This window comes from Shinella sumterensis, assembly GCF_004514425.2.
Classification (GTDB): domain Bacteria; phylum Pseudomonadota; class Alphaproteobacteria; order Rhizobiales; family Rhizobiaceae; genus Shinella; species Shinella sumterensis.
This window is the reverse complement of record NZ_MYFN02000009.1, coordinates 133,701-158,736: the sequence shown is the minus strand read 5'-3', so window position 1 is coordinate 158,736 and position 25,036 is coordinate 133,701. Positions and strand designations below refer to the sequence as shown.

The following is a 25,036-nucleotide window of genomic DNA, read 5'->3' as shown; positions in this document are numbered from 1 at the left end:
GCAACCGAGAGAGAATACGACGATCATCGGACCCATGTTGACCGATCTTGCCAAGAAAGCGTCTGACCTTGGAATGAGCTTAGTCGCTCGCGTCGAATGGGCACCGGATGAGGGGGAGACGACGCACGCCGGTCACGTGACCAGCGCGACCCAGGTACTCACACAGCACGCGGCGTTGAGCCGCGGCAACGTCGACGCCATGCTGCTCCACCTCATCAATTCGGGAGTGGACTGCTCGCAATCGGCTTTCCTCTACAGCTACGCGAGCAAGATCAGAGGAGACGCCAATGACACCGAATGAATTGGCGGCGCGCCGCGAGACCAAGACGACGCTCGGCTGGGACAAATCCGCGGCTATCGTGGGCGCGGATGCCCGAACAGCAGAGGAGGGCATCAGGTGATATGCGTCACGAAAGAACAACGCCGCGCCATTCACCTGAAATGGCAACAGGCCGACCAGGGCCTCTCCTATCGCGCATTCCGGAAGCTGGCCGTTCCCGTCGCCGCGGCAGACGGAGCCGTCGCACTGCGATGGTGCGGGATGTGGCTATGCATAGAGGCCGACGGCTACACGCATAGCTAGAGGCCCGATCCGTCCGTTTCGGACGCCGTTTCGCGCCCGAACTTCTCTTTGTTCCTCAATCCCGGCCCGGTGCTCCGAAAGGAGCGCCGGGCCTTTCCGTATTTTCAGGAGAGCAACATGAGCCTGTCTGTCCTTGCCTGCCCACCTATCGCCACGCCGGTCTTCCTGAATTTCCGGTCCGAAGTGGTCGAGCCGACGCGCTTGGCCATCGTCTTCTGGGATGGTGCTGGGGATATGCTCTACGCCTTCGAAGACCGTGAAGCCTTCGATCGCCAGCGCCTCTGCGCCGAGCGCAACTTCGTCCATGTCCAGCAACTGTCTGCCGAGCAGGCAGCCGCATGGATCGCCGCCGGCGGCAAGGCCGTCCTGCATGAAGTCTCGGCTGCCGGCGTCGCTGCATTCGGAAACCTCAAGCTCGCGCCCGGCTGAAGGCCGGGCGCCGCCGATAGCGCCCCAGAGGGAGAGAGGGGCCGGGAAGGGGTGGCCTGGCGGGCTTGGAGAGCGCCCGGCGGCCGGCTCCTTTCCGCTCTCGATGAGGTTTCCAATGAACGCTCCTTCCTCCTTTGCCATGAACCCGTTTGCCAGCAAGCAGCGCTTGCCCGAAGAACGCAGCCGCGCAGGCAACATCTTCGCAGCCGGGGGTGTGCTCCTGCCGCTTCTCGAAGCCGGCCAATCCATCACATCGGCGCACCTGCGCGCCGTCCTTACCACTGAATTCGGCGGCTCGGACGCCGAAGGATACTGGTCGTGGAAGGATGCCTACGAGGCGACCGAAGTCGCCCAGGTGCTCTTCCTTCGCAAGTTTGGCTCGGCCATATCCGCCCGGTCGAATACGCCGGAGGCGGCCCTTTCCATCCTGACCCGGCTCGCGGCGCTCAACCCGACGCACACGCGCCGATCCGAGGAAACCCAGCGGCTCCAGCAGTTTTCCACGCCCGTCGAACTTGCCTATGTCGCGGCGCGGGCCGCCTCCATCATGGCGGACGACGTCCTGCTTGAGCCGTCCGCCGGGACCGGCCTCATGGCGATCTTCGGCGAGCTCGCCCACGCGCGCCTCGTTCTCAACGAATATGCGCCGGTCCGGCACGCCCTCCTCGAACATCTTTTTCCCGGAACATCGGTCACGCACCACGACGCGGCCCATCTCGACGACTATCTCGATCGCGTCGCCCGTCCCACCGTCGTGCTGATGAACCCGCCGTTCTCGGCCGGTGTGCATGTCGAGGGTCGCATGGCCGATGCGGCATGGCGGCATCTCACCTCGGCTTTCGCCCGTCTTGTGCCCGGCGGCCGCCTGGTTGCCATCACCGGCTCCAGCCTTTCCCCCGACAATCCGAAATGGCGTGACGCCTTCGTTCGCTTGCAGGACCGCGGCACGGTCGCGTTCAGCGCCGCGATCGCCGGCAGCGTCTTTGCCCGTCATGGCACGACGATGGAAACACGGCTGACGGTCATCGACAAGATTGCGGCGGCCGATCCGACGAAGCTGGTTGAAAGTCGCGCTGTCGCACCCAACCTCACCACATTGCTGTCCTGGATTTCCGGCCTGCCGCCGCGCTCTCCGTCGACCGCATCGAACTCCATCGGCGCGCTGTCCAACGGCATTCTGCGCGCCTGCGCCGTGAACATGGCCGCGCGCAAGGCGGCCGAGACACTGCGCCCCGCCGCTATCGCGGGATTGCGGTCGAGCCCCGTGCTCTCTCCCCGCGCCCCGAACCGGGTGTCCGCTCCGCCTGCGCCTGTCCATGACGAGATCGTCGAACTCGCCTATGAGCTGCGCGACGCGCCGCCGTCGGAGCGGCTGGATGTCGCCGATGGCATCTACGAGCCCTACGAGCTGCGGGCGATCCGCATCCCGGGCGCCAAGCCGCATCCTGACAAGCTGGTCGAGTCCGTCGCCATGGCGTCGGTCGCCCCGCCCAAGCCCAGCTATCGGCCCCACCTCCCCAAGACCGTGATCACCACCGGCGATCTTTCAGACGCTCAGCTCGAAAGCGTGATCTATGCCGGCGAAGCCCATTCGGGCCATCTCGCCGGCTTTTGGAAAGTCGATGCCTCCTTCGACAATCTCACCGCTGTCGCCCCGGATACCGAAGGCGCGGTGCGATATCGCCGTGGGTGGTTTTTGGGCGATGGCACGGGAGCCGGGAAGGGCCGGCAGGCCGCCGGCATCATTCTCGACAATTGGCTGAAGGGCCGCCGGCGGCACGTCTGGATCTCGAAATCCGAGACCTTGATCGAAGATGCCCAACGCGACTGGAGCGCGCTCGGTCAGGAAAAGCTGCTGGTCACGCCTCTCTCGCGCTTCCGGCAGGGCAAGCCGATCAAGCTGGACGAGGGCATCCTGTTCGTGACCTTCGCGACGCTTCGCACGGACGAACGCGAGGGCAAGTCCTCCCGCGTTCAGCAGATCGTCGACTGGCTCTGCGAGGGCGAGGACAAAGAGGGCGCGGTCGATGAAGCGAGGATCTTCGATGGCGTCGTCATCTTCGACGAAGGCCACGCCATGGCCAATGCCGCGGGCGGCAAGTCTGACCGTGGCGACAAGGCGGCCTCACAGCAGGGCCGCGCCGGCCTGCGCCTTCAGCGCGCCTTGCCCGATGCACGCGTCGTCTATGTCTCGGCGACCGGTGCATCCGAGGTCGAGTCGCTCGCCTATGCGGAGCGGCTCGGTCTTTGGGGCAGCGCCGACTTCCCCTTTGCCACGCGCAGCGAATTCATCGCCGCTATGGAGGATGGCGGCGTTGCGACCATGGAGGTGCTGGCCCGCGACCTCAAGGCGATGGGCCTTTACGCGTCTCGCTCGTTGTCGTTCGAGGGCGTCGAATACGAGATCCTCGAACACGCGCTGACCGAGGAACAGGTCCGCATCTACGATTCCTATGCCGAGGCTTACCAGGTGATCCACAATCGCCTCGATCAGGCGCTGGAAGCCTGCAGCATCACGTCGGCGACCGGAACGCTCAACAAAAATGCCAAAGCCGCGGCGCGCTCCGCCTTCGAGAGCACGAAGCAGCGTTTCTTCAATCACCTCCTGACATCGATGAAGACGCCGACTCTGCTCGGCACGATCAACCAGGACGTGGCGGAAGGCCATGCCGCGATCGTTCAGTTGATCTCGACAGGGCAATCGATAACCGAACGGCGGCTCGCCGAGATCCCGACCGCCGAGTGGAACGACATCCAGGTCGACGTCACCCCGCGCGAGATCGTCGCGGAGTACCTGATGAACTCGTTCCCGACCCAGCTCTTCGAGGAATACACGGACAGCGAAGGCACGCTCCTCTCCCGACCGGTCTATGATGCCGACGGTAATCCGGTCCTTTGCCGTGAGGCCGTCGCCCGCCGTGACGAATTGCTCGAAAAACTCGGCAGCCTTCCGGCGATCCCGACCGCGCTCGACCAGATCGTCCAGCATTTCGGCACGGACAAGGTTGCCGAGATCACCGGGCGCTCCCGTCGTATCGTTCGCCGGGATGGTGAAGGTGCCTTTGCACGCTTCGCCGTCGAGAGCCGGCCGGGCAGCGCCAATCTCGACGAGACGCGCGCGTTCATGGACGACCAGAAACCGATCCTGATCTTTTCGGAAGCCGGTGGAACCGGGCGTTCCTATCATGCCGATCTCGGCGCGAAGAACCAGCGCCAGCGCCTGCACAACCTCCTCGAAGCCGGCTGGCGCGCCGATGTCGCGATCCAGGGCCTCGGGCGCAGCCATCGCACCAACCAGGCCCAGCCGCCGCGCTTCCGGATGGTCGCGACCGACGTGAAGGCCGAGCGCCGCTTCCTGTCGACGATCGCCCGGCGGCTCGACACGCTCGGCGCGATCACCCGTGGCCAGCGCCAGACCGGCGGGCAGGGCATGTTCCGCAGCGAGGACAATCTCGAATCCCAATACGCCCGCGATGCACTCAGGCAATTCTACAAGCGCGTCCATAGCGGCGCGGTCGCCGGCTGCTCGCTGGAAACCTTCGAGACGATCACGGGCCTCTCACTCTGCGACGAGGAAGGGGGACTGAAGGATGAATTGCCGCCGATTCACACCTTCCTCAATCGCATGCTGGCGCTGACCATCACCATGCAAAACGTCCTGTTCGAGTCGTTCGAGGAACTGTTGGCGGCTCGCATCGAGGGCGCGATCGCTGCCGGCGTCTACGACAAGGGCCTGGAGACGCTGACCGCCGATCGGATGACGCTCAGGGATCGCAAGCTGGTCTACACCCATCCGGTCACGGGCGCGCAGTCGCACCTTCTGACCATCGAGCGCATGGACCGCAACCGGCCGATGCTCATCGAGGATGCCCTCCGTCTGGTGGCGCAGGACCCGCGCGCGAAGCTGATGATCAACGCAAAGTCCGAGCGCGCCGCCGTCATGGCCCCGACACGCTCTATCATGCTCGACGACGGCTCCGTGCAGCCGCGCGTCGCGCTCATCCGTCCGATGGACGAGCTGCGCTTCGAGGTCCGCCAGCTTGAGGAGACGAACTGGGAGGAAGCGGACGAACAAGTGTTCGCCGCTGCCTGGAATGCCGAAGTGGCCAGCGTTCCCGAGTTCTCGACGTCGACGCTGCATGTCGTCAGCGGCTTGTTGTTGCCGATCTGGAAACTCCTGCCGCAGGATTATTGCCGGGTCTACCGCCTGCAAACCGAAGATGGCGAGCGCATCGTCGGCCGCGTGATCGCGCCGGCCGGCCTTTCACGGCTCTGCAACAATTTCGGGATCGATCGGAGCGAAGTGCTCGACCCGGAGCAGGCGTGGCGGTCGGTAGTCGATGGCTCCTCCATTATCAGCCTCGCCGGTGAGATGACGGTGCGCCGCGTCCGGGTCATGAACGACAACCGCGTCGAACTGACCGGCTTCACGGACGGGATGCGCGACTGGTTGCGCTCCATCGGCCTGTTCTCGGAGATGATCGCATGGAAGTTGCGCTTCTTCATTCCGGTCACCGATGAAGGCGCTGCGATCCTTTCACGCCTGATGCAGCGCCATCGGCTGCTCGATGTCGTCAGCCGGCACTGAAGGAGGACCGCCATGCTCTCGGCCTCCGAACTGGCGAACCGTCTCGCGCGCGATGCCGAGGCGGTCTGCCGGCACTACCTCTCCGCCGGCCGCAGGGCCGGCAATTACTGGATCGTCGGCGACACCGCCAACAGCAAGGGCAAGTCGCTCTATGTCCACCTGACCGGTCCGCGCGCCGGCCGGTGGGCTGACGGAGCCACGGCCGAGTATGGTGATCTGCTTGATCTCGTGCGCGAGACCTGCGGGCTGGTCGATTTCCGCGACGTTACCGACGAAGCGCGGCGTTTCCTTAACGAGCCCCGTCCCGATCCGGCGGCGTCCCGCAGGGGCGACGCCCGAACCGATCCGCCGGTCGAAAGACCGGCAGACAAGCGCGCGCAGCGCCTGTTTCGCATGTCGCAGCCGCTGGCGGGGACTTTGGCGGACAGCTATCTGCGCAAGCGGGGCATCCTGCGGGCATCCCTGCATCCGGCGCTTCGCTATCACCCGTCCTGCTACTATCGCGATCTCCAGACCGGCCGGACGCACAGCTTCCCCGCGCTGATTGCAGCCGTGACCGATCCCGGCGGCACGATCACCGGCGTGCATCGCACCTGGCTCGACCCCGACGGTGGCGGCAAGGCACACGTCGAAGATCCGCGCCGCGCTCTTGGCGGACTGCTCGGCAATGCGGTTCGCTTCGCCTTTCCTGTCCACAGTCCCGTATCGGTCATGGCGGCCGGCGAAGGTCTCGAAAGCATCCTGTCGCTGTCACACGTCATGCCCGCCATGCCCATGGTGTCTGCACTGACCGCCAATCACCTCGCCGCCTTCGAGCTGCCACTTGGTTGCGTGCGCCTCTACATCGCCGCCGACGCGGATGCCGCCGGCCGGAACGGTATCGAGCGACTGAGCCGCCGGGCGCAGGCCCGCGGGATCCTGCCGTTGGTGCTCGCCCCGGAACTCGGCGACTTCAACGACGATCTGCGGCTGGACCCGAGCCGCCTGATCGCCAGCCTCCGGGCGCAGCTCGCCCCGGAGGACGCAACCGTCTTCCTGCCTTCGTGATGAGGCCGTGATGGGGAGATGGGCGGGGCGGGAGCGGCGGAGGGGAGGGCGGCCATGCCGGTCGCCGCACGGATGAGCGCGCGCCTGCGGGCCTGCCGAGAGGCGACCCTTACCATCAGGCGTTCGGGCCTCCAACCGCCGGAGGCCAGGTTTTTTCCCCGCGCCGGCGAAGCCGGCGCTCCTCGCGGAGCAAAAAACCTGTCCCCGGCGGCCCGGCGCTGCGCTGGGCCGCGGCGCGAGCGCCGCGGTTCCGGCCCGCCCGCCGGATGGAAAGGGATCGCCGTCAGGCCGCGAGAGGCGCGGCCGCAACCGACGGAGATCACCATGAACGTCCAGCTTCCCATCGACGCCGCTACCGAGCTCCACGCATCGTCCCCGACCGACCGGGTCATCTACGAGATGCAGGTCTACGGTTATCGTCCGTTCCAGGACGAGCCGGACCCGCGCCCGCTGCCGGAGGAGCCGGTCGTCCAGTCCGCGCTGACCGCGTTGTTCGACGCGATGTTCGAAATGCTCGGCGACACGCGCCTGGAACCCGATCTCGAAGACATGCTCTGGTCGACCGTCAATCTTTTCCACCGCGCCGGCGAGCGCATCCAGCGCGAGCTGCAGCGCAACGAGGACGCCCAGAGAAACGGGCAGCGCGAGCAGGACGGCTCGGAAGTCAAGAGCGTCGAACTCGAACGGCATATCATGGAAGGCATCACGCTCCTCGAGCGCCGCAACGCCTTCGAGTTCATGCGCGATTTCGCCAGCGACCTCTTCGAGGCCCAGACCGGCTCGACATGGCGTCCGCGCACCGGCTCGAAGGTCAATCACGCCAACATGACCGCGGCGATGATCGACTCCAGAGACTTCCTCTCCGCCCGCCGCCGCGCCGAGACCGAGGTCCTGATCCCGGCCGGCACCAAGATCGCCTTCGGAGGCGGCCTGGACTACAACGATCACGAGCGGATCTGGGCCGCGCTCGACAAGGCGCTCGCCAAGCACGCCGACATGGTGCTGCTGCACGGCGGCTCGCCGAAGGGCGCTGAACGCATCGCAGCCTGCTGGGCAGAATCCCGCGGCGTGACGCAGGTCGCCTTCAAGCCGAACTGGAGCAAGCACGCGAAAGCGGCTCCGTTCCGCCGCAACGACGAGATGCTCTCCGTGATGCCGGCCGGCGTCATCGTCTTCCCTGGCTCCGGCATCACCGAAAACCTTCGCGACAAGGCCCGCCGCTTCGGCATCACCGTCTGGGAACTGAAAGGAGAGGGCGCGTGAGCGCCCTTTCTCTCTTCAGGCTCTTATCCGCCGGGCGTTCAGCCCGGCGTCGAAGCGTCCCTAGCGTTTCGGGCGAGGATGGCCCATCAGGCTCTCATATTCGCGGTCGGTCAATCGTTCCACGGTGCGCAGTTGCGCGGGAATGTCCATCCGTTCGTGCAGCACAGCCGCGACGACAAAAGTCGCGTCGTCCACCACGATATAGGCAGCATAGTGATGCTCGATCTTGTGGAGGCGGAACAGGGAATGGCCCACCCGCTCGTCCTTCTTCGTGCGCACGCGGGCATAGGCTTCGGGGATCTCCTCGAAGCCCTTGCGAAGCAGGTGGCCATAGGCTTTCGCCTGTTGCAGCGACCAGACCCGCGCCGTCTCGCGGATCGCGAGACGGTAGTTTTCCAACGCCGTCGGCAGGATAAGGATGCGGGGAGCCACTAACGCAGCTCTTCGTCCAGTTCCGCGTCGACGGCATCCAGGGCGGACAGGGGCAGCATCTCCCCGCGCCGGAATTCTTCCTCCGCCTTCAGCAGGGAGCGGACCGCATAACGGCGGTCTTCCTCGCGCGCCATGTCTTCGCGGATGAGCGCGCGCACATATTCACTCGGCGTCGTGTACTGGTTCTTACCGTTTGCGCGCATGTCGACGAAGGCGCGCATTTCGTCGGGCAAACTTACATGCAGGCTGCTGGTCATGGCCGCACCCTCCCGGTTGGAAATGTCGAGGCGGATTTTCCCGCACCGGCACGTCAATGTCAATATTTGACATCGGCCTGGCGCTGCCGGCGTAGGCCACGATCCTCATCAGACGGCTCGCACGGCTGGTTCCCGTTTCTTCCCCGCGCAGCAAACGCCGGCCGAAGGCCGGCCCGATCCTCTGCCGGCCCGCGGAACGGCTTCGCCGTTCCGCTCCTTCGACACGATGCGGTGGCCTAGAGGGGAGAGATGGGCCGGGAGGGGGAGGCCTGTTGGTAGAAAAAGGAGAGCGACCATGGCGATGATATTCGTAGGCGGATCACGCGACATATTCGAACTGCCGGAACCGGTGATAGCGCGCATCGGCGCGATGATCGCCGCCGAGCATGGCGTGCTGGTTGGCGATGCGCCCGGAGCCGATGCGGAGGCGCAGAGCCTGCTTGCCGGCTATGGCTATGAGCATGTCGGCGTCTTCCATGCCAGCAGCGAGCCGCGCAACAATCTCGGCGATTGGGCGGCCTATCACCGGCCTGCGCCGGGTGGCGCGCATGGCTACGCCTTTCATGCCGAAAAGGACCGCGAGATGGCGCGGCGCGCCGATTACGGGCTGATGGTCTGGGATGGCGCTTCGCCGGGAACCTGCCTCAACATGCTGCGCCTTGCGGCAGCCGGCTCGCCCTGCGTCGTCTACGACACGATGCGCAGCGCGACGTTCACGCTTCGGAACGTTCCCGATTGGCATGCGATGCTGCGCAATGCCGGCCGGGATCTGGTGGGGCGGATCGAGGCACGCATGACCGACGAGGAACGCCATCTCGCCAAGGGGAGATGACACGCCTGTTCGGCGGGTGGCGTGTCCGCCCGCCGCCCGCCACCCGCCGACAGCACGCCGGCGTTTGCCGATGATCCCCGTGGCTTCCCGTCGCCCGTCAGGAAGCCGGCCCCTTGCGGGACCAGTCCGCTCGGCCTCTCCGGTGTCGTGCGCAGAAGGATCGTCTTCTCGCCTTCTTCGCCGCCGGGGCGACGGCCAGGACCGATGCGGAAGATAATGCCTGTCTCGAAGGCCGCCATCCGGGTCGAGACGCGGCATATCGGACCCGCTGCACGTCTCACCCCGGACCCAACCCACGCCGTCGAACACCGGGCGCTTGCGATGACGTCGGCACCCCGGAGCGCCCTCGCGGGGTGATCGTGCGGGAAGGGCGGCGAAGGCAATGGCCGGCAGACCGACAGGCAAAGGCGCATCCACGAGCCGTCGCAGCGCTGGCAGAGAGGCTGCAAGTCAGGACGCCAGGGCACGCATCGCCTCCGGTTCCACCCGGCCCGTTCCCATTGATGCCGACTTTGTAGAGGACTGCCTGCTTTTGCGGCCAACCCCTGAAGGGGTAAGACTCGACAGAAATTTTTGCAAAATTCGATTTCGGTTTGTCCGCTTTGGCGGCAAATCGAATTTTGCAAAATTTTCCGCCGAGCTGACCGCAGCAGATCAGCCCTCTCCTTTGCCGCCATCGGGAACGGTCCCGATGGAACCGAAGGAGAACTACCATGGCATCCACGATCGCAAACCTCACCACCAAGGCCGACGGCTCGATGGAAGGCGTCTTCGCCACGCTCCGCGTCAATGCCCCGATCGCCGTCCTCCCCAACGCCCACAAGTCCCGCGAAGACGCCCCGGACTACCGCGTCATCAACAAGCGCACCGGGTTCGAGATCGGCGCGGGCTGGAACCGGGTCTCGCCGCGCAGCGGGGCAGAATACGTCTCGATCCGGATGGAGGCCCCCGAGATCGGCGTCATCTTCGGGAACCTGGCCCCCGCACCCGGCGGCGAAGACGGCAAGAAGGTGCTCCTCTGGAACAACCCGGAGTGACCCGAACCGAACCGGCCCCGCAAGGGGCCGGCTTCCTCGCGTGCTTCCAGCCACGATCGCGAACCGGTGCGCATGTCAGGGTGCCCCACGAGAGGAAGGTCTGTCTGCTCAGAATGCCAAGTCTGCCATGACGAAGCGGCGCGCGTCAAAACCGCGTGGTACCCCCAATTTTTCCGCCGAACCGCTGAAGCGGCTCGACAAAAAAATCGGCTCCCCCACGCGCGAGCCGCTAAAGCGGGTTTTGACCCGCACCGCTTCGTCATGGCCGACACCGTCATCTTTCACATCAAAAGGAGATGACGATGACCCTCGAAAACCACATCGAAGAACTGCGCCGCGAAGCGAACCACTGCGACCCGGCCGAGCGCGCCCAGATCGAGGCCGAGTTGGAACAGGCCCGCGCCGAACTGGCCGCACTCATCGCCGCCGAAGACGCCGAGCCTCCCCACTGAGGGAGGCTTTTGCCTTGCACGATGGGGCCGACGCGCCGGATCGACCGGCGCCCCGACCCGAGGCTGTGCCTCACGCCCGCGTCTCCATGTTCGCCGAGCATCATCCGCGCGCCAGCGCCTCAATGCGCTTCACCTGATATCCGTGGGCACGCCTCTCGCGCAGCAAGTCGAGAAACAGCGCGACAGCCTCCTCCTCCCTATCGAAATGATGCACCATCGTCCGACCGAGCGTGCCGATCCTGCCCCAGCGCCGCAGGAGACGCGGCGTGCCGAACAGCGTGGGTTCGATCGCGAGCGTATAGAAGCGCGCCATGTTCCGGTCATGATCCACGCGCTCGACATAGAGGTGATAGGGCTGGATGAGCATTGTCGGAGAATCGCCTGTCCCGCTTCCGGCGTCCAACGACAGTTATGAATCGAATCCGACGATCCGATTCATCTTCGTGATGGTTGGCGGGTCGGGATAGAGGGTACTTTGGGCGAGCCGGCCTGCGGCCGGCCGCTCCCTACTCGCGCCGTTCCGGCGCTCCCCGAGCCGGCGTTGCCGTCTCGTCCTTCGGTGACGCTCACTCTCGCGGGGCGAAACGGCCGGATCGACCGGCCGCCTCGCCGCAAGGGGCTTCCCCTCACGCTCCCCGCCGGCTCATCGCCGGATACGGACCGCGCCCCAGGGGGCGCGGGGGCTCTTCTTCTGACGTCCAATGATACGCCAGCCCAACGGGCCTCAAGGACGGCGCGAATACGCAGATTTTCTGCCGCCGCCCGAAAGGCGACATCAGAAAATCAGCCTATCCGCTTGCAAGCCGCGTTCCGCGGTCCTTGACCCCCGCCGGGCAACAACGTGGACACCTTCCGTCAATCGAAAGGAGACATATCATGATGACGTTCAACGCACGCGCACTCGTCCCGACCATCGCTGGCTTCCACGACGAAATCCTCGCGAACCAAGCCGCTTGCCAGACCGATGTTGCGCTACGTGCTCACGACCGGCTGATTTCGTGGCTCGACGAAATCACTGCGGACCTTCACGACGAGATCGAGCGCGAGCAGCAGTTCGCCGCCGGCAAAGGCACACCCACTGGCGATTTCATCTATGAGATCTATCACCGCTGCACGGTATTCGAACGTCGCTGGATCAAGGAAGGTCCGGTTTCGGTATTGGACGAAATCCATGAGGACATCATCTGCGAAGGTGAGACCTGCTGGGTCGGCCTCAACTACACCGTCGTTCCGGCTTCGGAGTTGGAGGGCCTCGCGGAAATCTTCGATGCCATCCAGAGCCGAACCGGCATCGAGTTCATCGCGGCGCGCGTGTGAACAACAAAAAGGGAGGCGTTCGCGCCTCCCTTCAATCTTACATCTGGCAAAGCATCACCCCGTTGAGGCCTCGTAGGCTGGTCCCCTCAACAGGACACGTGCGTCGTCGATCTTTGCTTGCCTCGCCCATCCGCCGAGACTAGACTCACTGAAATCCGATAGTATGCGCCGTCTGTCGATCGATGGCGCATCCTTCCAGAACAAGGTTGCTGCCGCGATGATCGAAGAACGAGCCATTGCCGATTTGAACGGACGGCCGGAAAGGCGGAACCCGCTTTTTCGGTTGCAACGATATATCGCCCGTGCGTTCGCTGCCATCGTGGTAGGAACCTTCCACGGCGTCCTCCATGGCATTTGGCACCTCGCCTTTTTCCTGCTCTGCCTGCTTCGCCCAGTCGTCAGCGTGATGATGCTCGGCGGTCTCATCATGCCGCTGATCGCGTTCGTCGCTTTCGTCAAACCCGAAGTAGCCAATGGGATGCCCTTTTGGGGTTTCCTGCTGATGGCCGTCGGCTTCATCGGCATTCCCGTGGGCTATTCGAGGTTCGTCGACTGGATCGCGCCGCCCGGTACAGAAGACCCTGCCATCCGATACCAGCGTCCCGACTGGCGTTGACCGCCTTCTGGGATCTCACGGTCTGTCGGCTTTGACGAACCGATTGCCCTCAGCCGCTGCGTCCATCTCCTTACGCCGGAAATAGATCGCGCGTCCGCAACGGATCGGGCTGTGCCCTTGTACGATGATGATCTGCTCGTCCTTGCGCATCGACTGGGTGATCTCGTGCGGCATGATCAACGGCCGGCGCTGGAAGTTGAGGCTTTCGGATTTCCGCGCGGCGCTGTTTTTCGTATCCCAGCCGATATTGCGCGAACTGCCTTTCACCTCGACGGTCATCTCCCCGCATTGCGCCGAGACGTTGCGCGCCGTGTCGAGCGCCTTGATCGCGGCGTAGCTCGCAAAGGCGCAACCGTCGATCCATGACACCGCGCCGTCCTTGCCGAAATGCCGCTCAAGCTGGCCGACGGACTGGTACATCAGCATCATGCTGATCCCGTATTTGCGGCCGCGGTCGCGCGCCTCCTCCAGCACCCGCATATAGCCGAGCAAGTCGACCTCATCGAGCATGAACAGGGCCCGGCGCTGAAACGCGCCGTCGGCCTCGATCATCGCATTAATCAGCGAGCCGATGATCACCCGGCCGATGCCCGGATAGGACCGCAGGATCGAAGCGGGGATATTGAGGAACACGTCCTTCTTGCCTGCGGCGATCTCGGCGGATTTGAACATATTGCCGCAGACAAGGGCGGCGTAGTTGTCGAGAGACAGCCACTGCGTATCCTTCGATGCCGTCGAATAGACGCCCGAGAAGGTTTGCTCCGTCATGTTGACGAACACGCCGAGCGTTTCGCGGATGAAGGCGGAGGCCGAATGCTCCTGAACGTCGCGGAGCATGGCGAGCACGGAGGTCTCCGGTTCCGAGACGATCTGGCGCAGGCTCCGCAGATTTCGCCGATCGGCAAATTCCGGCGACAGCATCACATGCGCCAGAAGCCCGGTCAGCAGATTGTGCGCCTGGTTCTGGAAGTAGGAGCCGGTGGAACTTTCGAAGCGCACGCTTTCCGACAGCAGCATATGCGCGATGCCGACGATGTCCTCTTCCTTTTTCGTCGAAGTCTCGATCCCGTCGAGGACGTTGAAGCCCATGATCGGGTTGGTCGGATCGAGCACCATGACCTCCCGCCGCAACGCCTTACGGCGATGCTCGACCACCATGGGCGCGACCTCGGTGGACGGATCGAGGCAAATGATCGGGCCGGTATAGCGCAGCGCGGTCGGTACGACGTTGCTCGTCGTCTTGTAGCCACCGGACCCGGCAAAGAAGAGCATGTGCGTGGAATCGAAGTCCTGCTTGTAGGTGAGCAGTGGCGCTGTTCCGCCCTTGCCCCATGTCGATGGATCGTTCGGATCGAACGGCAGCGCATGGACGAGTTCTTTGTCGACACGATACCGCTCACCGACGACGATCTCGCCATCGTCCGGAAACAGCCGAGCGGCCGCGGCCATCGGCAGCCAATCCGCGTCGCCGAAGGTCCCATGCTTGGCGCGTTTGACCGGTTCGGGCACGACGCTGGAAATGCGCGCCGACACCGCCGCCGCCATGAAGCCGATCGCCGCACTGGCCACCGCGACCATGTCGAGGAAGGAGAGTGCCTGATCCCAGCTCAATGCGCCGCGCTCGACATAGGGTGAAAGCCGGGCAATCTCACGCAGCCCATAGAGGCCCGCCATCAGCAGAAAGCAGATGAAGCTTGCCACCGCGATCGGGCGACGCCGATGCAGCGGCAGCGCCCAGACAGTAAGGAGGCCGGCGAGCGGTCCGAACAGAAGGACCGGAACTGGTGACGTCCGCAGAAACCAATACTGCGTTTTCCCCGTCATCCCCGTTGCCAGTTCGGGCCAGCGCCAGTTGGCGACATAGAACGCAAAACCGGAAACGACGATCGGCACGAGAATGAGCAACAGGCTCGGATGCGGTTTGGCTCGTACCATCACTCAGCAGCCTCCAGCATCGGACGACCGCCATCGAGAGCAGGAGCCTTGAAGGCTTCCTCACCGACATCACGCAGGCGCCGATATTCCGGCGAAGCGGACCCGATGCGCGCCAGTTCGAGCAGCCCGCCGAGCAGAAACGCCCGGTCGGCCTTCGACAGACCGGCCCGGACGACGATCCCGCCGAGCAGGAATTTCTCGCGGGCCTCCTTCTTGCGATCAGCCGTCATGAGAAACCTCCGTCGCCGCTCCAGTCCCGCCACCTGGCTGTCCACGCGGCGAAGCAGCTGCGCCACCAGCCCCCTTCTTCTCCGCTTTGCGAAATCGCGCCGCGATCTCCTCGAAGATGCGATCGACCTCCTCGTCCGCGATCTCCATCTCCGCCAGTCCGGCTTTCGTGGCGGCCCGCGCAAAACGCTCAGCGGATTTTACTATCAAAGTTTTACGACGTTCACGTAGCTTCTCGATTTGCGCGTCGATATCCAGAATTGACGACTTTGCGGCCATTTATAAGGTTTCCTCTGTTGGAGCGAATATTGCCGATGGTCGATTATACTGACTAGAAAACGATAGTAAAATAAGCTACCTTGTGCAAGTCCCCAAAACGTCGATGCCGGAATTCCGGCTTGGGCCGTCTTCCGGAAAAGCGGCATCGGACCTGCGGTCCGATCGATTTGAGGGCGCAATATACGTCGCTGGCGCGACGTGCTTGGGAGATTGGGAGACAGTCGTGGCGATCATGTTCGTCAGAGCGCAGGTAATCAGCAGGGGAGCGGGACGCAGCATCGTCTCGGCCGCCGCGTACCGCCACCGCGCCCGGATGATGGACGAGCAGGTCGGAACCTCCTTCAGCTATCGCGGTGGGGCAGCCGAACTGAAGCACGAGGAGCTAGCGCTGCCGGATCAGGTTCCGGCCTGGTTGCGGATCGCTATCGATGGGAAGACGGTCGCTGCGGCGAGCGAGGCGCTGTGGAATGCCGTAGAAGCTTTCGAGACGCGGGCGGACGCCCAGCTTGCCCGCGAGCTGATCATCGCACTGCCGGAGGAGCTGACGCGGGCCGAGAACATCGCCCTGGTTCAGGCATTCGTCCGGGACAATCTGACCTCGAAGGGCATGATCGCCGACTGGGTCTATCACGACAAGGACGGCAATCCCCACATCCATCTGATGACGGCACTGCGGCCCCTGACAGAAGAGGGCTTCGGGCCGAAGAAGGTTCCGGTACTCGGCCACGACGGCGAGCCGCTGCGCGTCATCACGCCGGATCGGCCGAACGGCAAGATCGTCTACAAGCTCTGGGCCGGCGACAAGGAGACGATGAAGAAGTGGAAGATCGGTTGGGCGGAAACGGCCAATCGCCATCTGGCGCTCGCCGGTCATGATATCCGTCTCGACGGCCGCTCCTACGCCGAGCAGGGCCTCGATGGTATTGCGCAGAAACATCTTGGTCCGGAAAAAGCGGCACTCGCCCGCAAGGGTGTCGAGATGTATTTCGCGCCGGCCGATCTGGCGCGGCGGCAGGACATGGCCGACCGGTTGCTCGCCGAACCCGAGCTTCTGCTGAAGCAGCTCGCCAACGAACGGTCCACCTTCGATGAGAAGGATATCGCCAAGGCGCTGCATCGCTATGTAGACGACCCCGAGGATTTCACCAACATTCGCGCGCGCCTGATGACGTCCGACGATCTCGTTCTGTTGAAGCCCCAGCAGGTGGAGCGGCAGACCGGCAAGGTGACGGAGCCGGCGATCTTCACCACGCGCGAGATTCTGCGCATCGAATATGACATGGCGCAGTCGGCGGAAGTGCTGTCGAAGCGCACCGGTTTCGGCATCGCCGATACGAAGGTTTCCGCCGCGGTGCGACAGGTCGAAACCGCCGATCCCGAAAGGCCGTTCAAGCTGGACATGGAACAGGTCGCCGCCGTCCGCCACGTCACCGGCGATAGTGCGATCGCGGTCATTGTCGGTCTTGCCGGCGCGGGTAAGTCGACGCTCCTTGCCGCTGCGAGGGTTGCTTGGGAAGGTGAACATCATCGCGTCTTCGGCGCTGCTCTTGCGGGCAAGGCGGCAGAAGGGCTGGAAGACAGTTCCGGCATCAAGTCGCGCACGCTCGCCTCATGGGAAATGGCCTGGGAGAACGGGCGCGATCTTCTGGAGCGCGGCAATGTCTTTGTCATCGATGAGGCCGGCATGGTGTCGTCGCATCAGATGGCGCGCGTGTTGAAGGCGGTCGAGGATGCCGGCGCGAAGGCGGTTCTGGTCGGCGACGCCATGCAGCTTCAGCCGATCCAGGCGGGTGCGGCTTTCCGGGCGGTATCCGAACGGATCGGTTCAGCCGAGCTTGCCGGTGTCCGCCGCCAACGGGAAGCTTGGGCGCGCGATGCTTCGCGTCTCTTCGCCCGTGGCAAGGTCGAGGAGGGGTTGGACGCCTATGCCCAGCGGGGACAGATCGTCGAAGCCGAGCAGCGCGTCGAAGTCGTCGAGCGGATCGTCGCGGATTGGAGCGCGGCACGCCAGGAAGCGATCGCGCGGTCACAGGCGGAAGGTCATGACGGCCGGCTGCGGGGCGACGAGATGCTGGTGCTCGCCCATACCAACGAGGATGTAAAGCGTCTCAATGGAGAGCTGCGCGGCGTGATGAACGCGGCCGGCGCGCTGACAGGCGCACGGGAGTTCCAGACCGAGCGCGGTATTCGCGAATTCGCTGCCGGCGATCGCATCATCTTTCTCGAAAACGCTCGCTTCCTCGAATCGCGGGCACGACGTCTCGGCCCGCAATATGTGAAGAACGGCATGCTCGGAACGGTGGTTGCGACCGGCGACGTCCGCGGTGGTTCATTGCTATCGGTTCGCCTCGACAATGGCCGCGACGTCGTCATCAGCGAGGACAGCTATCGCAATGTCGATCACGGCTATGCCGCAACGATCCACAAGTCACAGGGCGCCACCGTCGACCGGACCTTCGTGCTCGCCACCGGCATGATGGACCAGCATCTGACCTATGTGTCGATGACCCGGCATCGCGATCAGGCAATGCTCTATGCGGCGCGCGAAGATTTCGAGCCGAAGCCGGAATGGGGCCGCAAGCCGCGCGCCGATCACGCCGCCGGCGTCACCGGTGAGCTTGTGGAGACTGGCGAGGCGAAGTTCCGGCCGGACGATGAGGATGCCAAGGAAAGTCCCTATGCCGATGTCCGCACGGATGACGGAACCGTCCAGCGTGTCTGGGGCGTGAGCCTGCCGAAGGCATTAGCGAGAGGCGGCGTCTCTGAAGGCGACACCGTCACGCTCCGCAAGGATGGTACCGAAACGGTCAAGGTGGATGTTGTCGTCACCGATCCGGAGACAGGCGAAAAGCGGACGGAGAAACGCGAAGTTCAACGCAATGTCTGGACGGCGAAATTGGTCGAACCGGCTGACGCCCGCCAAGAGCGGATCGAGCGCGAAAGCCATCGGCCGGAACTGTTCAAGCAGATTGTCGAACGTCTCGGCCGTTCGGGAGCGAAGACCACGACGCTCGATTTCGAGAGCGAGGCTGGCTACCAGGCGCATGCGCGCGACTTTGCCCGTCGCCGCGGTATCGACACACTCGCCGAGGTCGCGGCGCGACAAGAGGAGGGGGCTTCTCGGCGACTGGCCTGGCTTGCGGAGAAGCGCGGGCAGGTGGCGAAGCTTTGGGAGCGCGCCAGCGTGGCGCTCGGTTTCGCCATCGAACGCGAGAAGAGCATCTCCTATAATGAGGATCGGTCCGAAACCGTCGCGGCACAAGTTCCCGCAGGTCGACCCTACCTCATCCCGCCGACGACGCGATTTGCCCGCGACATCGACGAAGAAGCCCGCCGAGCACAACTTGCCTCGGATCGATGGAAGGAGCGGGAAGCCATTCTTCGTCCGGTCCTGGAGAAAATCTATCGTGATCCTGACGGCGCGCTGGCCAGGCTGAATGCGTTGGCGTCGGGCAGCGGCATGGAGCCGCGCCGCCTTGCTGAAGATCTTGCGGCGACGCCTCAGCGTCTCGGCCGTCTGCAAGGATCCGAGCATCTGGTCGATGGCCGCGCGGCGCGAGACGAGCGCACTGCCGTAACGGCCGCTCTTTCGGATTTGCTGCCGCTGGCGCGTGCCCATGCGACGGAATTCCGCCGCCAGGCCGAACGCTTCGGCATTCGCGAGGAACAGAGGCGTGGGCATATGGCGCTGTCCATCCCCGCGCTCTCGAAACCGGCAATGGCGCGTCTTGTCGAAATCGAGGCGGTCCGCGAGCGCGGTGGCCCCGACGCCTACAGGACCGCCTTCGCCTATGCTGTCGAGGACCGTTTGCTGGTTCAGGAAGTCAAGGTGGTCAATGAGGCGCTGACGGCGCGCTTTGGATGGTCCGCCTTCACGGAGAAAGCCGATGCCATTGCCGAGCGCAATATGGTCGAGCGCATGCCGGACGATCTTGGTTCCGATCGACGCGAGAAACTGGCGCGGCTCTTCAAGGTCGTGCGCAGGTTTGCCGAGGAACAGCATCTTGCGGAAAAGAAGGACCGCTCGAAGGTGGTCGCCGGCGCCAGTGTCGAGCCGGGGAAGGAGACGAGTGCCGTGTTGCCCATGCTTGCCGCCGTGACGGAGTTCAAGACCTCGGTGGAAGACGAAGCGCGGGTGAGGGCGCGCGATGTTGCCCATTACGGTCACAATCGCGCGGCCCTTGTCGAAACGGCCGGGCGTATCTGGCGCGATCCCGCCGGCGCCGTCGACAAGATCGAGACCCTCATCGTGAAAGGCTTTCCGGGCGAGCGGATCGCGGCGGCCGTTGCCAACGATCCCGCGGCCTATGGTGCGCTGCGCGGTTCTGATCGCATCATGGATAGATTGCTGGCGGTCGGCCGCGAGCGAAAAGAGGCGCTACAGGCCGTGCCCGAAGCGGAGAGCCGCGTCCGGTCACTGGGCGCGTCCTATGCCACGGCCCTCGCGACAGTGACCCAGACAATTACGGAGGAGCGCCAACGGATGAGCGTCGCCATTCCAGGATTGTCACCGGTGGCCGACAAAGCATTGCGCGAGCTTTCAGCGGCCATGAAGAAGAAGGACGCCAAGCTCAATGTCGCAGCCGGTTCGCTCGATGCCCGCATCTGGGAGGAATTTGCAGGCGTCAGCCGGTCCCTCGATCTGCGGTTCGGCCGCGATGCGATCCTGCGCGGTGAGAAGGACGTGATCAACCGCGTGTCGCCTGGGCAGCGCCGTCCATTCGAGGCGATGCAGGAGCGCCTGAAGATATTGCAGCAGACCGTCCGCCTGGGCAGCAGCCAGCAGATAGTCGCGGAACGCCAGCGCCGCGCGATCGACCGCGGCCGTGGCGTCATCCGGTAAGTATTTCGACGATTAGAGAAGGAGAAGACCATGACGGAACAGGAAGTCCCTTACGACGCGATCGTCCGCGCCGAGATTGCCATCGAAATCCTCAACCAGGCACGGGCCATCATCACCGCGCGTGTCTATGAGCTCGAAGCCGCCGATCCCAATGCGGCCGAAGCGCTTCGGTCCCGGCGCCGTGATCTGATCGCCCTGCAGCAAAGCATTACCGTTGACGATCTCGATTCTGTCGAGAGCGTTATCGCGCTCTGGGGGCCGCGCGTGAAGGACGACGCCCGGTTCTGGGCGGAGTTCTGATCATGGCGGAAGATCAGGCATCCGGCCCGCTTTCACTGGCGCGGAATGAGAACATTTTCCGCAACGACATCCTTCCCGACTATCTGCCGGAGACGATGAGGCCGGTAGCGCGGCCGCGGATGATCTTGCTCGGCGGCCAGCCGGGGGCAGGCAAGACGGCGGTTCTCGTCGCAAGCCATGCGGAGCTCGACCAATCGGGGCCGACGATCCGTATCGTCGGCGACGATCTGCGCTCCTATCACCCACAGTTTCGTGCGTTTCAGAAACAGGATCCGGAGACGGCATCGCAGTTCACCCAGGCCGACGCCGGCCGGTGGACGGAAAAGTTGCTGGCGGCGGCGGCCGAGCGCAAGGTGAACATCGTCTTCGAAACCACGATGCGCACGCCGGAAAATGTCGCCCGCGTGATCGTTATGGCCCGCGCCACCGGTTACGAGGTCGAGGCTCGAGCGGTCGCCGTCAATCCACGGCTCAGCTGGCAGGGGAACCATTTTCGTTTTGAGGAAATGCTGCACGCCGGCGACGCGGCGCGCATTCCGCCGCAGCATGTTCACGACGCAGCTGTTACGGGATTGCGCGTCAGCCTTGAAAAGGTCGAGACGGAAAACCTTGTCGACCGTGTCCAGCTTCGAACGCGGGGTGGCATCGTCCTCTATGACAATGAGCGAGGCCCGGCCGGTTGGACGCAGCCCCCGGACGCGCGGGCCACTCTCAAGCGCGAGCAAACGCGGCCGATGACGCGCGGCGAACTGCAGCGCTTCTCCGACGACTGGAATCACATTCTCGCCCGCATGGAAGAGCGGCGCGCGCCAGAGGACCGCATAGCGGTCGTCAGAACACGAGCCGTCGAGGACGTGAACCATCTGCTTGCGCAACGTCGCGAGGCGGACAGCGATGATGGATCTCGGCGCGGGCGATCGATATTCCAGACACGCGCTGACGCGCTTGGTATGTTCGTCGAGCTCTACGACAATGCGCTACGCGACGCCGAGCGCCGCCCGATCGGCAATATCGAGGCACATGCGGTCGGGCGGCTGTCACAGAGTTACATGGCATTGAAACTGGTCGAAACCGCCCGCGACCTTGGCCTCCTGGCCGATGACGGCACGATCGTCGCAACACGCGCCATAGTCCAGGACAAGCGCGGAAGCCAGGAATTTCCCGCCGCCCATCGCCTGCCAGCCGACCTCGCTGTCGAAATGCCGAATGGCGAGCGTAAGCGGCTGACCGAGCATTTCGATGTGGGGCTTAACCAGGCTGCCGTCGATCGCGATGTCTTCGCTCGAACGGACCGGTTGTCCCGCATGGCCAATGTGGTCGATTCCTGGCTGGAAACGGCCGGCATGCGCAAGACGCTGGCGCGGGCAGCAAACGCCGTCGCGTCCGGAAGCATGTCGGCGCGTGCTGCCATGTCCGACATCGTGGAGCCGGGATACGCCGCGGCGGTGGCCCGCACCCGCCAACGCCTGGACCGGAACATGGCGCTTGCCGAGCGCACCGCGATCGCCACCTCGATCGTCGATCAACGCGGTGAACCGTTTCGCGCGATGGTCGACGACCTGCGGCTGCGAACCGGCGATCTGGAAAACCGGGCGCGGGCGAAGGCCATGATGGAGGCAATCCTCGATGAGACCGCACGCCATGAACGGCTTGACGCCGCGCGGCGGCGCGTGGCCGAGGAATTCTCGCGCGGCATTGCCGATAATGTGCGCAGTCTTGGTCCGGACCGGTCGGTAGGCCGCAGCGCCAATCGCCCCGACGTTCTCGTGGCTGGTCGCGACGTTCCGGATCTGACCGAGAAGGAGATTGCCGACAGGATGCATGGTTCCACGCGTCTCGCCGACAAGCGCGCCGAGATCGAGAACCTATCGCGGCTGGTCTTCGGCAATAGCCAGGCGGTGGCATCTTCGATGACGAGCATTCGTGATGCACGAAGCGGTGCGGCTGCCGGCGACGATGTCCGGGAAGGCCGTCTCGGGGACATGGCCGGGGAGGGGAAAGGATGGTTGCGGGGGCCAAGTCCCGCGCGGCAGTCAGCTGAAGCCCACGCGCCTCAGCTTGCGGCGGCGCTCGCGGATTACGGACATGCGGTGGATTTCGAGCGCCATCAGATCGTTACCCAGCATCGCGAAGAGCAGGCTCGGCAGCGGGTCGAGATCCCGGCACCGTCGGCGAAGCTGACGGAGATTTTGAGGAGCGACGGTCACGATCAGGTTCGTCGCCTGAACAGCGAACCATCCCTTCGTCGTGAGTTGGAGACGATGACGCTTGCGATCAGCAGGCGTCTCTCGCCTGCAGACAAGGCAGATCTGAAGGAGGGCAATGTCGCTCGGCTCGCCTCTTCGCTCAGCGCGACGCGTGACCAGGCCGCTACGCTGAGACAGGTCCACGAGCAGACGCGGGCCGTGCAGGAGAGAAACCTACGCCAGAACCGCGATCTCTCTCGTGGAAACCAGATCGGAATTCGCCGTTGACCGTGGTGTCTGCCGATCTTGCCCGGCTCTCGATAGTTTTACGAGAGGGGACCATCGGTCTTGAAGGGCACGCGACCGGCGGGATGCCATTCGACCGCTGTCCCCTGGACAGTCGCCACCGTGGTAAGATGGCCCTGCAGTAGCGATCGAACGCCGCAGAAGACCACTAGGTTCCGTCCTTCGACCCGCATCTGAAGGCCGGCATCGGCCGGCCGCAGGATCGCGCGGGCGTCCTCGAAGGTGAGGAGCTTGTCGGCGCCAGCGATAGCGACCGACAGGCAATAACCGCAGCATTTCGTGCAAAGCTGTTCGACGACGCACTGGGCATGCCCAACCGGCACGAATGCTTCAGCGATATGTTTGTACATTGCAACAACTCCAGGATTTCGAAGCGGCCCGGCCGAACGGAGCGTGTCTTCGGTCGGATCAAGGCGTCTCACGCCGGTATTCGCGCGAAGTCTGAAATAGCTCGGGTCGGGAAGGCGGGCCGGCGATAAAGCCCGCCGGCCACATTGAGTTTTTGGCGCATCGCGGCGAGCACGCGGTTCGAAACCTCAAAAGCACCGCAGCAGACGGGGAGACGTCCATATCCGTCGGATCGGCCAAGTTCATCGAGTTCCGCGCCGGCCTGTCTGTAGACCCGTTTCATATACGGCTCGTAGTTCGAGATCATCGTGTGGATGCCACTGTCGAGTGCAACCTCACAGAGGGCCAAAAGCAGAAGGCAAAACGCGCGATCCGGACGTATTTCCGGTGTGATCGCATCTTCGTCGATGCACATCCTCGTGCCTTCCCAAATCCCCGGGGCGACGAGATCGCAGGCGTCGGGAAACGTGCCCCTAAACACGTCGTAGAGCAGAGTCGGGCCTGTCGTTGGCATCAGACGAACGCAACCGAAGAGCCGCTTCTTCTCCTCGTCGCACCACAACAGATAGGCCGGGTGTAGATCGTCATAGCGGTCTCGCTCGCGTGGACCGGACACGGCGACCTCCCAGCCCAGTTTGTCCGCGAAGACCTTTTTTCTCAGCCTGAACGACTGGTCTAGCAGGTCGCGATGTTTATGATACTCGTGCCCTTGGACAAGGATATACATTTTCGCCTCCATAGGTTGATAGAGGCGATCATGCATACAGCGGGGCGTGCGATATATTCCCCAGGTGGGTACCCCTAGTTGGGGGTATTGCCAAACGGCTGAATCAAGCGCAGCTGCATCGCTCGGGCGATCGTATAGGTGATCGAACCGCCCCCGAGCTTGTTGCGTGCCGACTTGATGTAGGCACGGGTGGTATGCTCGGACAGTTTCAGAATGACGGCGATGTCGACGCTATCCTTTCCAAGAGCGCTCCAATGCAGGCATTGGAGTTCGCGCGTTGAAAGCTGCGGAACGGGATCATGCTCGCCATGGAGCTCGAAGATCGCTTTATGATGGATCAGGAAGGCAAGCTCCACCCATTCGTCCCGATACTGGGCCACGGTAGCGCTCCATTCGTCGCCAGCCTGCCGTGAATTCAATGATAGTAGCGCCCGTCGCGATTTGTCGACGATCGGGATCGAGTAGCCGTTGGCGCCAACACCATGATCCTGTGCATCGAGCAAGAATTCGTGAGCAGTCTGCGGAATATCGACGTCACGCCAATCGAACGGCAACTGCCGCACGAGACCCTCGCGGAGAACAGGGTCGATCTTGACATAGTCGCGCAGGAGATAGCGGGAAACCCAGCTGGCGTTGTAAGTCGTGCGGACGTAAGGCGTGTCGACGATATCCACTATCGTGAGCGCGAGGTGATATGTTGCGAAATCCAACCCATATGCGATCTGGAAAACGTGAAGCGATCTCTGGACGTCTTCGGCATCTTGCACCTCAAGAGCGATCCTCTCAAATCGAGATGGCCTTGCTGCATTCATTTGGTTGCTCCAAGGTTGCGGCCGGTTTGGCTCGGGGAGAGTCGCACTCCTTTGGTTAAGCGGACGTAATGTTATAACTTATCAGATAATCTATCTTATGGAACTGTGAGAAAAAGAAAGTGCTTGCGAGTGTAGTCCGCGGTGATCCACGCGTAGCAAGATTGCGCTGAGTTTCAGTTTCGACAGATATCCGTCCGTTGAAGCGGTTCTACAAGCTCA

At 63.7% G+C, this 25,036-nt stretch carries 22 protein-coding genes; 13 read left to right on the top strand and 9 right to left on the bottom strand.

All coding sequences use genetic code 11. The features are described 5' to 3' along the window. Positions 1-34: 34 nt before the first annotated feature. From B5M41_RS17435 to B5M41_RS17415, 5 genes are all read left to right on the top strand, one after another. Complete coding sequence (locus B5M41_RS17435) at positions 35-301, top strand: hypothetical protein (protein ID WP_134653116.1); 267 nt, start codon at positions 35-37, stop codon at positions 299-301. 399 nt (positions 302-700) lie between these two features. Further along, a complete protein-coding gene (locus B5M41_RS17430; RefSeq protein ID WP_134653114.1) occupies positions 701-1,012 on the top strand; it encodes a hypothetical protein in 312 nt (103 codons plus the stop codon). Positions 1,013-1,127: 115 nt separating this feature from the next. Then, entirely contained in the window at positions 1,128-5,600 is a 4,473-nt protein-coding gene (locus B5M41_RS17425) for a strawberry notch-like NTP hydrolase domain-containing protein (protein WP_134653112.1), read from the top strand. 12 nt (positions 5,601-5,612) lie between these two features. Next, positions 5,613-6,647 carry a DUF7146 domain-containing protein gene (locus tag B5M41_RS17420; RefSeq protein ID WP_134653110.1) on the top strand — a complete coding sequence of 345 codons (1,035 nt, stop codon included), beginning with the start codon at positions 5,613-5,615 and terminating at the stop codon, positions 6,645-6,647. A gap of 324 nt (positions 6,648-6,971) precedes the next feature. Further along, positions 6,972-7,910: a DUF2493 domain-containing protein gene (locus B5M41_RS17415; RefSeq protein WP_230640191.1), complete on the top strand. Its 939-nt coding sequence runs from the start codon at positions 6,972-6,974 to the stop codon at positions 7,908-7,910. A 60-nt stretch (positions 7,911-7,970) separates the two neighbouring features. Here B5M41_RS17415 and B5M41_RS17410 read toward each other — a convergent pair whose 3' ends face one another. Both B5M41_RS17410 and B5M41_RS17405 read right to left on the bottom strand, forming a co-directional pair. Continuing rightward, complete coding sequence (locus B5M41_RS17410; protein WP_134653378.1) at positions 7,971-8,342, bottom strand: type II toxin-antitoxin system RelE/ParE family toxin; 372 nt, start codon at positions 8,340-8,342, stop codon at positions 7,971-7,973. Next, the gene (locus B5M41_RS17405; protein WP_134653376.1) at positions 8,342-8,599 is read right to left on the bottom strand and encodes a ribbon-helix-helix domain-containing protein; all 258 of its coding nucleotides are present in this window, start codon (positions 8,597-8,599) and stop codon (positions 8,342-8,344) included. Before B5M41_RS17405 ends, B5M41_RS17410 begins: the two co-directional genes overlap by 1 nt. Before the next feature lie 295 nt (positions 8,600-8,894). On the opposite strand from B5M41_RS17405, the gene B5M41_RS17400 reads away from it, so the two are divergent. The 3 genes from B5M41_RS17400 (at position 8,895) to B5M41_RS17390 (ending at position 10,920) form a co-directional block, all read left to right on the top strand. Then, positions 8,895-9,431, top strand: coding sequence for a hypothetical protein (locus B5M41_RS17400; RefSeq protein WP_134653374.1), 537 nt, complete (start codon positions 8,895-8,897; stop codon positions 9,429-9,431). Between the two features lie 713 nt (positions 9,432-10,144). Continuing rightward, positions 10,145-10,468 (top strand): DUF736 domain-containing protein, encoded by a 324-nt coding sequence (locus tag B5M41_RS17395; RefSeq protein ID WP_134653370.1) that lies wholly within the window; start codon positions 10,145-10,147, stop codon positions 10,466-10,468. Positions 10,469-10,770: 302 nt separating this feature from the next. Then, on the top strand, positions 10,771-10,920 hold the full coding sequence (locus B5M41_RS17390; protein WP_167719564.1) for a hypothetical protein: 150 nt from the start codon (positions 10,771-10,773) through the stop codon (positions 10,918-10,920). Positions 10,921-11,020: 100 nt separating this feature from the next. On the opposite strand, the gene B5M41_RS17385 is transcribed toward B5M41_RS17390, so the two are convergent. Then, the gene (locus B5M41_RS17385) at positions 11,021-11,287 is read right to left on the bottom strand and encodes a WGR domain-containing protein (protein WP_134653372.1); all 267 of its coding nucleotides are present in this window, start codon (positions 11,285-11,287) and stop codon (positions 11,021-11,023) included. Between the two features lie 509 nt (positions 11,288-11,796). Between B5M41_RS17385 and B5M41_RS17380 the strand changes: the two genes are divergently transcribed. Both B5M41_RS17380 and B5M41_RS17375 read left to right on the top strand, forming a co-directional pair. Next, complete coding sequence (locus tag B5M41_RS17380; protein WP_134653368.1) at positions 11,797-12,237, top strand: hypothetical protein; 441 nt, start codon at positions 11,797-11,799, stop codon at positions 12,235-12,237. A 163-nt stretch (positions 12,238-12,400) separates the two neighbouring features. Beyond that, positions 12,401-12,853 (top strand): hypothetical protein, encoded by a 453-nt coding sequence (locus B5M41_RS17375; protein ID WP_134653366.1) that lies wholly within the window; start codon positions 12,401-12,403, stop codon positions 12,851-12,853. A 15-nt stretch (positions 12,854-12,868) separates the two neighbouring features. Here B5M41_RS17375 and traG read toward each other — a convergent pair whose 3' ends face one another. Genes traG through B5M41_RS17360 form a run of 3 tightly spaced genes read right to left on the bottom strand, consistent with a single transcriptional unit; the run spans position 12,869 to position 15,295 of the window. Next, the gene (gene traG / locus B5M41_RS17370; RefSeq protein WP_230640188.1) at positions 12,869-14,791 is read right to left on the bottom strand and encodes a Ti-type conjugative transfer system protein TraG; all 1,923 of its coding nucleotides are present in this window, start codon (positions 14,789-14,791) and stop codon (positions 12,869-12,871) included. Further along, positions 14,788-15,018: a conjugal transfer protein TraD gene (locus B5M41_RS17365; RefSeq protein WP_134653321.1), complete on the bottom strand. Its 231-nt coding sequence runs from the start codon at positions 15,016-15,018 to the stop codon at positions 14,788-14,790. Before B5M41_RS17365 ends, traG begins: the two co-directional genes overlap by 4 nt. Next, the gene (locus B5M41_RS17360) at positions 15,008-15,295 is read right to left on the bottom strand and encodes a TraC family protein (protein ID WP_134653319.1); all 288 of its coding nucleotides are present in this window, start codon (positions 15,293-15,295) and stop codon (positions 15,008-15,010) included. Before B5M41_RS17360 ends, B5M41_RS17365 begins: the two co-directional genes overlap by 11 nt. Positions 15,296-15,518: 223 nt before the next feature. Between B5M41_RS17360 and traA the strand changes: the two genes are divergently transcribed. From traA to B5M41_RS17345, 3 genes are read left to right on the top strand one after another with little or no spacing between them, the layout of a single operon-like run. Next, positions 15,519-20,138 (top strand): Ti-type conjugative transfer relaxase TraA, encoded by a 4,620-nt coding sequence (gene traA, locus B5M41_RS17355; RefSeq protein WP_134711085.1) that lies wholly within the window; start codon positions 15,519-15,521, stop codon positions 20,136-20,138. Between the two features lie 30 nt (positions 20,139-20,168). Further along, positions 20,169-20,438, top strand: a complete 270-nt coding sequence (locus B5M41_RS17350) for a hypothetical protein (RefSeq protein WP_134653307.1) — start codon at positions 20,169-20,171, stop codon at positions 20,436-20,438. A gap of 2 nt (positions 20,439-20,440) precedes the next feature. After that, on the top strand, positions 20,441-22,912 hold the full coding sequence (locus tag B5M41_RS17345; RefSeq protein ID WP_230640185.1) for a BID domain-containing T4SS effector: 2,472 nt from the start codon (positions 20,441-20,443) through the stop codon (positions 22,910-22,912). Positions 22,913-22,950: 38 nt separating this feature from the next. On the opposite strand, the gene rctB is transcribed toward B5M41_RS17345, so the two are convergent. The 3 genes from rctB to B5M41_RS17330 form a co-directional block, all read right to left on the bottom strand. After that, positions 22,951-23,280: an SMa0974 family conjugal transfer regulator gene (gene rctB / locus B5M41_RS17340; RefSeq protein WP_134653301.1), complete on the bottom strand. Its 330-nt coding sequence runs from the start codon at positions 23,278-23,280 to the stop codon at positions 22,951-22,953. A 68-nt stretch (positions 23,281-23,348) separates the two neighbouring features. Beyond that, positions 23,349-24,005 (bottom strand): acyl-homoserine-lactone synthase, encoded by a 657-nt coding sequence (locus B5M41_RS17335; RefSeq protein ID WP_134653303.1) that lies wholly within the window; start codon positions 24,003-24,005, stop codon positions 23,349-23,351. A gap of 74 nt (positions 24,006-24,079) precedes the next feature. Further along, positions 24,080-24,817 (bottom strand): helix-turn-helix transcriptional regulator, encoded by a 738-nt coding sequence (locus B5M41_RS17330; RefSeq protein WP_134653305.1) that lies wholly within the window; start codon positions 24,815-24,817, stop codon positions 24,080-24,082. Positions 24,818-25,036 lie beyond the last annotated feature (219 nt).

Bases quoted from the DNA above. Each gene is read 5' to 3' on its own strand.
- B5M41_RS17425 (WP_134653112.1), top strand. From the start codon at position 1,128: ATGAACGCTCCTTCCTCCTTTGCCATGAACCCGTTTGCCAGCAAGCAG.
- B5M41_RS17345 (WP_230640185.1), top strand. From the start codon at position 20,441: ATGGCGGAAGATCAGGCATCCGGCCCGCTTTCACTGGCGCGGAATGAG.
- B5M41_RS17335 (WP_134653303.1), bottom strand. From the start codon at position 24,005: ATGTATATCCTTGTCCAAGGGCACGAGTATCATAAACATCGCGACCTG.
- B5M41_RS17385 (WP_134653372.1), bottom strand. From the start codon at position 11,287: ATGCTCATCCAGCCCTATCACCTCTATGTCGAGCGCGTGGATCATGAC.
- B5M41_RS17395 (WP_134653370.1), top strand. From the start codon at position 10,145: ATGGCATCCACGATCGCAAACCTCACCACCAAGGCCGACGGCTCGATG.
- B5M41_RS17330 (WP_134653305.1), bottom strand. From the start codon at position 24,817: ATGAATGCAGCAAGGCCATCTCGATTTGAGAGGATCGCTCTTGAGGTG.
- B5M41_RS17415 (WP_230640191.1), top strand. From the start codon at position 6,972: ATGAACGTCCAGCTTCCCATCGACGCCGCTACCGAGCTCCACGCATCG.
- B5M41_RS17375 (WP_134653366.1), top strand. From the start codon at position 12,401: ATGCGCCGTCTGTCGATCGATGGCGCATCCTTCCAGAACAAGGTTGCT.
- rctB (WP_134653301.1), bottom strand. From the start codon at position 23,280: ATGTACAAACATATCGCTGAAGCATTCGTGCCGGTTGGGCATGCCCAG.
- B5M41_RS17405 (WP_134653376.1), bottom strand. From the start codon at position 8,599: ATGACCAGCAGCCTGCATGTAAGTTTGCCCGACGAAATGCGCGCCTTC.
- B5M41_RS17365 (WP_134653321.1), bottom strand. From the start codon at position 15,018: ATGACGGCTGATCGCAAGAAGGAGGCCCGCGAGAAATTCCTGCTCGGC.
- B5M41_RS17435 (WP_134653116.1), top strand. From the start codon at position 35: ATGTTGACCGATCTTGCCAAGAAAGCGTCTGACCTTGGAATGAGCTTA.
- B5M41_RS17390 (WP_167719564.1), top strand. From the start codon at position 10,771: ATGACCCTCGAAAACCACATCGAAGAACTGCGCCGCGAAGCGAACCAC.
- B5M41_RS17350 (WP_134653307.1), top strand. From the start codon at position 20,169: ATGACGGAACAGGAAGTCCCTTACGACGCGATCGTCCGCGCCGAGATT.
- B5M41_RS17420 (WP_134653110.1), top strand. From the start codon at position 5,613: ATGCTCTCGGCCTCCGAACTGGCGAACCGTCTCGCGCGCGATGCCGAG.
- B5M41_RS17400 (WP_134653374.1), top strand. From the start codon at position 8,895: ATGGCGATGATATTCGTAGGCGGATCACGCGACATATTCGAACTGCCG.
- B5M41_RS17380 (WP_134653368.1), top strand. From the start codon at position 11,797: ATGATGACGTTCAACGCACGCGCACTCGTCCCGACCATCGCTGGCTTC.
- B5M41_RS17360 (WP_134653319.1), bottom strand. From the start codon at position 15,295: ATGGCCGCAAAGTCGTCAATTCTGGATATCGACGCGCAAATCGAGAAG.
- B5M41_RS17430 (WP_134653114.1), top strand. From the start codon at position 701: ATGAGCCTGTCTGTCCTTGCCTGCCCACCTATCGCCACGCCGGTCTTC.